Genomic DNA, 5,790 nt, shown 5'->3' on the forward strand with positions numbered 1-5,790 from the left:
CTCCCGATCTTGCCTATATAGACTCCAGTAGTCTAGTTTCGTGTTGGTAATCAGGTCAGCGGGTTTACCAACTCGATGGCTGGCCGATGGCGACGGGTAACGCGTGAGCTGTTCGCCCGTTTTCTCCCAGCGGTTCGCTGGGTGGCGCGTGCCGTCGGCGAGGGTCGCCGTCAACGCGCTGGAGGATTCGTGGACCGCCGGACCGTGATCGCGGGTATTGCCGCAGTTCCCCTTGCCGCCACCACCGTCGTCTCAACGGCTTCGAGCGCCTCGGCGAGCGTGCCGGTCGCCGACTTCGGTGGCCACCGGCGCCGGCCGACGCTGGTCATCGGGCACCGCGGCGCCTCGGGCTACCGCCCAGAGCACACCCTGGCTTCCTACGAGCTGGCCGCCCGGATCGGCGCCGACTTCATGGAGCCTGACCTCGTACCTACCAAGGACGGGGTCCTGGTTTGCCGGCACGAGCCGGAGATCGGCGGTACCACCGATGTTGCTGATCATCCGGAGTTTGCCGCCCGCAGAGCGACCAAGATGTTGGATGGCGTGCCGGTCACCGGCTGGTTCACCGAGGACTTCACGCTGGCCGAGCTGAAGACGCTGCGTGCCAAGGAGCGGCTGCCGGTCGTCCGGCAGGAGAACACGATGTACGACGGGCGATTCGAGATCCCGATGTTCACCGAACTGCTGGAGCTGCGCGAGCGGCTGTCCCGTGAGCTCGGCCGCGAACTCGGTGTCTACCCGGAGACCAAGCATCCGACTTACTTCCGAAAGGCCGGTCTGCCGCTCGAGCAGCGGCTTGTGGACACTCTGCGCCGGTACGGCCTGAACCGTCGCAACGCCCCGGTGTTCGTCCAGTCCTTCGAGACGGGAAGCCTGCGAGAGCTGCGCAAGCTCGGCCTGCACACCGCCTCGGTACAGTTGCTCAGCGCGGCCGGTGCCCCGTTCGACCTGATTGACGCCGGTGACCCGCGGACGTATGCGGACCTGTCGACACCGGCCGGGCTGCGGCAGATAGCAACCTACGCGGACGGGATCGGGCCGGACAAGGTGCAGATCATCCCCCGGGCCGCGGACGGCACGCTGGGCACGCCGACCTCGCTGGTCGCCGACGCGCACGCGGCGGGGCTGGTGCTGCACCCGTACACCTTCCGGGCGGAGAACACCTTCCTGCCGGTGGACTACCGGCGGGGCACCAGCCCCAACGACTTCGGCCGGGCGATCGACGAGCAGGTGACCTATCTGAAGGCCGGCATCGACGGGCTTTTCACCGACCAGGCGGATATCGGGGTCATCGCCCGGGACGAGGCGTTCGCAAGGACCTCCGGCGCTGGCTGACAGCGGCTGACACCGGCATACCGGTTGGGAGCGGTTGGCACTGGCTGACACAAGACCGCGGGTCCGCGGCGGCGCGTCATGAGGTGCCGCGGGCCTCCGGTCCCCGGCACTTGTCCGTCGGCGCTGAAGGCGCTGACCAGGGCCGTTACAGCATTTGATCATTTTGCCTCGATGTGTGAATTCGTCACATCAGCTACCTCCATGGCGTCCTTGTCAGTAGAACTAAGAGCGCCCGGCAATAGGGGCGTGGATCAAGGAGCGGGGCTGGGGTGCGTGCGGCGCGAGGCGGAGGAGGGAGCCACCCTGGCGTTGGGTGGCGACTGACGACAACGCGGCGAGGTGCGTGCCCCAGCCCCGCGACGCCGCGTCCCCTATTGCCGGGCGCTCTAAGGCGCACGGGGCACGTTCGGGATGCGCCTGGCAACGGGGAGGAACCCTTGAATCCGACGGTGGGACCGATCGAGGCGGCGCCGTACGGCCGGTCGCGGGTCACCCGAGCGCAGGTGCTCGAGGACGTGCTCGATGTGCTGGACGTCCAGCCGCCGGTCACCGCGCTCAGCGGTGCACCCGTTCCGCTGCGAAACCTACCCAGTGCGCACGGAGGGATACTGGGCGCTCAGCTGCTCGGCCAACAGGTTGCCCTGGCCGAGCGTCTGTACCCGGGGAAGCGGGTCCAGTCCCTGCAGACGTTGTTCGTCCGCTCCGGGACATGGGAAGGGACGCTGGAGGCCCATGTCGAACAACTCCAGCGGGGACGCACGTTCGCCTCGGTGTCCCTGGCGTTCCGGCAGGGACCGGAGCTGATCTGCAGGGCACAGGTACTGCTCACCGCGGACGAGCCCGGCCCGGCGCCGGCCACCACGCCGGGCCGGCCGCGACCGGACCCACCGGACACGACCCCCGTCGCGGTGGCCCTTCTTCCATGGGAGACGCGGCTCGCGGCCGGTGGCACATGGCAGGACCACGAGCTGTGGATGCGGGTGAGAAGCGTCCCGGCCGACGCCACCCTGTGGCGGGCATTGGTGGCGTACGCGTGCGAGCCCACGACGCTGCCACTGTTCATCGCCGACCGCGGCGCGGCGGACAGGCCGCACACCAGCCTGATGGTGGCACAGACCGTCACCTTCTTCGAGGACATCGACGTACGCGACTGGTACGTGGTGCGCACGGAAGTGCCCTATGCGGGGGCCGAGCGGGTCCATGGCCGTGGGCAGGTTCTCGATGGCGGTGGTACGCCCAGGGCGCTGTTCACCACGGTGGGCCTGTTCCGTCTCGCGGCCGGTGGCTGAAGGCGGAGAAATATCGAGCCGGCCGCCGTGGGGGCGCCGGGCCGCGGCCGGCCGTGGTGCATCATGGGGAGATGTCCGGCGATGACCCACATGCCGGGGAGCGGGCAGCCGGGCTTGGCGGGTCGTGCCCCTTCACGGTGGACCGACCGATCATGCGGCAGCGCTGGGAGCGGCTGACCTTCGTGCACTGGCCGTTTGATCCGGCTGTGGTACAACGCCTCCTGCCGCGGGGGCTGCTGATCGACACCTACGACGGGGCGGCCTGGGTCGGTCTGGTGCCGTTTTTCATGCGGGTCGCGACAGCCGCCGGACACGGAGCACCGTGGGCGTCGACCTTCTGCGAGACCAACGTCCGCACCTATGTTTATGACCATGAAGGTCGACGGGGAATCTGGTTCTTCTCCCTGGACGCCGCCCGGCTGGGTGCGGTGGCCGTCGCGCGCACCACCTACCGCCTGCCCTACTTCTGGTCGTCGATGCGGCTGCTCGAGGCCGCGGACGAGATCTCCTACGGCTGCGCACGCTGGTGGCCCGGTCCGCGAGCCGCCAGCCGCGTGAAGATCCGGATCGGTGAGCCGGTCGCTCCCGGTCACCTCGACGAACGGGACCACTTCCTAACCGCCCGGTGGATGTTGTTCAGCGCGGCCGGTACTCGGCGCCGCTTCGCACGGGCGTGGCACGAACCATGGCCCCTGTACCGGGCCCAGGCTGTGGCCATTGAGGACAGGCTGGTTGCCGCGGCTGGCCTCCCCCAGCCGCGCGACGAGCCTCTGGTGCACTACTCCCCGGGGGTCGATGTCCGTATCGGCCGTCCCGAGCGCTACCAGTCCGTACCCGCGCTTGAGAGCGCTCGGCAATAAGCGCTCGGCAACAAGGGAGCGGTATCGCGGGGCTGGGGCATGCACATCAACCCCCGCTCATTGATCCACTTTTCTGTTGCCGAGTGCGGCGTCAGGCCGTGGCCGGGACCCGCGAGGAGCATCTCGACGCGCTGGTTATGGCACGGTGCGGATGTTCGGCGGGTTGGTCAGCCGATCCCTGGGCGTGCATCATGCATGCATGACGACCGTTGTGGTCCGCGATTTTCCTGAGGACGGCCATCGCGGAATCTCAGCCAGCGAAACCTCAGCCATGAGCCTGGACGATGATCCGCTGGTGCGGCGTATGCGGCCGTTCGGCACGACTGTTTTCGCCGAGATGTCCGCCCTCGCCGTGCGCACCGGCGCAATCAACCTCGGCCAGGGGTTTCCGGATACCGACGGTCCGGTCGAGATGCTTGACGCCGCTGTGGAGGCCCTGCGCGGCGGACGCAACCAGTACCCGCCGGGGCCGGGAATACCCGAGCTGCGGGCAGCCATCGCGGGCCACCAGCGTCGCTTCTGGCGGCTGGCCTATGACCCGGACGGCGAGGTGCTGGTCACCGCTGGCGCGACCGAGGCGATCACCGCGTCCATCCTGGCGCTGTGTGAGGCTGGCGACGAAGTCGTGTGCTTTGAGCCGTACTACGACTCGTACGCTGCCTCGATCGCTCTCGCTGGCGCTGTCCGGCGGCCCGTGACGCTGCGGCCCCACCGCGGCGGATACGGCTTCGACCCGGACGAACTGCGGCTGGCTTTTGGTCCGCGTACCCGGCTGCTGCTACTCAACTCGCCGCACAACCCGACCGGCAAGGTCTTCGACCGCGACGAGCTCGGACTGATCGCCTCGCTGTGTGCGGAGCACAACGTGGTCGCGGTCTGCGATGAGGTGTACGAACACCTGGTCTTTGACGGCGAGCACCTCCCGCTGGCGGGCCTGCCCGGGATGCGCGAGCGTACCCTGCAGATCTCCTCGGCTGGGAAGACCTTTTCCTGCACCGGCTGGAAGGTCGGCTGGGTCTGTGGCCCGGTACCTCTGATCTCGGCGGTGCTGCGGGTCAAGCAGTTCCTCACGTTCGTCAACGCGGGTCCGTTTCAGCCGGCCGTCGCGCTGGCGCTCGGGTTGCCTGACGCTTATTACGACGGTTTGCGCGGGCAGCTCGGGGACAAGCGGGACCGGCTGTGCGCCGGGTTGGCGCAGGCGGGGTTCGACCCGCTGCGGCCGTGGGGAACGTACTTCGTCACCGCTGACATCCGGCCGCTCGGTGCTGCGGACGGGATGGAGTTCTGCCAGTCGCTGCCGTTTCGCTGCGGCGTGGTGGCCGTACCCACGCAGGTTTTCTACGATGACATCGACGCCGGCCGGCACCTGATCCGTTTCGCCTTCTGCAAGCGTGACGGCGTGCTTGACGAGGCCATCACCCGCCTCGCCACGTTGGCCGTCGCCGGAAACTGAGAACGAAGGCGCTCACCCGGACGGTTTCCCGCTCGGGGCGCTCCGTGGGGCAGCCCGCCGCTGCCCGCGCACCTCATCGATCTGGCGTAGGCCGATCGATCTGGCGCGGCTCGCCGGCCGCGCGCTGTCCAACGCCGTATGAAGTCATGTGAAATAGAGCAACTCCGGAAATCAAGGCTCGCTGCTTCGGGCCCGGACGGGGTCAGGAGCGGCAGTCTTCCCGTGGGGAACCGTTCTCCATGGCGTAGACGCAGGTGGGGAGCGCACCCGTGCCCAGCTCGATGGTGAGAATCACTTCCTTTTTGCTCGTGGCCACGCGCGACGTGGTGAAGTCCGTGATGCCGGTCGCGCCGTTGTACCGCGTGCGCTGTAGCTCCTGGGCGATTGACGTCGCGGTCGGCTGGCGCTGGTCAGAGGACACGGTCCGCGCCGCGAGCACGATGATCCCGGCGGTGTCGTAGCCGAAGACCGCCCACTCGCCGGGCCACAGCTCCCGCGGCTGCTGCAGGTGTTCCGGGTAGAGCACCGCCAGGCCCTTGGGGCCGCACAGGTCCAGCTGCGCCTGGTTGGCGCTGGTCTTGTCCAGCACACCCTGAAAGCACTTCTGCTGGGTGAGCTCGATGAGAGCATTCTCGGAGACGAAGGAGATGATTGTCCCTGTTGGTGCGTTGTCCGCGGCCGGGGACTGCACGACGTACCGGTGGACAGCGTCATCCGCCACGATCGGCACCAGTTGCGGGCCTGCCGGGCAGTTCGTCCGCATGGCGCGCAGGAAATCACCGAAGTCCCCGGCCCGGCCAGCAAAGAAGATCATTTCATTGACTGTGCCCGTGCAGGCCGTCGGAGCGTCGGG

The 5,790-nt window shown here is 68.2% G+C and carries 4 protein-coding genes and 1 pseudogene; 4 read left to right on the forward strand and 1 reads right to left on the reverse strand.

Going from position 1 to position 5,790, the window contains the following annotated elements; translation table 11 throughout:
- The first annotated feature begins 189 nt into the window (after positions 1 to 189).
- From MJ783_RS20305 to MJ783_RS20320, 4 genes are all read left to right on the forward strand, one after another.
- Positions 190 to 1,335 carry a glycerophosphodiester phosphodiesterase gene (locus MJ783_RS20305; RefSeq protein WP_239312746.1) on the forward strand — a complete coding sequence of 382 codons (1,146 nt, stop codon included), beginning with the start codon at positions 190 to 192 and terminating at the stop codon, positions 1,333 to 1,335.
- A 437-nt stretch (positions 1,336 to 1,772) separates the two neighbouring features.
- Entirely contained in the window at positions 1,773 to 2,624 is an 852-nt protein-coding gene (locus MJ783_RS20310) for an acyl-CoA thioesterase domain-containing protein (RefSeq protein WP_239312747.1), read from the forward strand.
- Between the two features lie 71 nt (positions 2,625 to 2,695).
- Complete coding sequence (locus tag MJ783_RS20315; protein ID WP_239312748.1) at positions 2,696 to 3,484, forward strand: YqjF family protein; 789 nt, start codon at positions 2,696 to 2,698, stop codon at positions 3,482 to 3,484.
- A 271-nt stretch (positions 3,485 to 3,755) separates the two neighbouring features.
- A complete protein-coding gene (locus tag MJ783_RS20320) occupies positions 3,756 to 4,937 on the forward strand; it encodes a pyridoxal phosphate-dependent aminotransferase (RefSeq protein ID WP_370651738.1) in 1,182 nt (393 codons plus the stop codon).
- Positions 4,938 to 5,139: 202 nt separating this feature from the next.
- On the opposite strand, the pseudogene MJ783_RS20325 reads toward MJ783_RS20320, so the two are convergent.
- A pseudogene (locus MJ783_RS20325) lies at positions 5,140 to 5,790 on the reverse strand (hypothetical protein); the annotation flags it as partial.

It is taken from the genome of Protofrankia sp. Cj3 (genome assembly GCF_917627355.1).
GTDB lineage: Bacteria > Actinomycetota > Actinomycetes > Frankiales > Frankiaceae > Protofrankia.

Coding starts and splice junctions, on each gene's coding strand:
- MJ783_RS20315 (WP_239312748.1), top strand. CDS start 2,696: ATGTCCGGCGATGACCCACATGCCGGGGAGCGGGCAGCCGGGCTTGGC.
- MJ783_RS20320 (WP_370651738.1), top strand. CDS start 3,756: ATGAGCCTGGACGATGATCCGCTGGTGCGGCGTATGCGGCCGTTCGGC.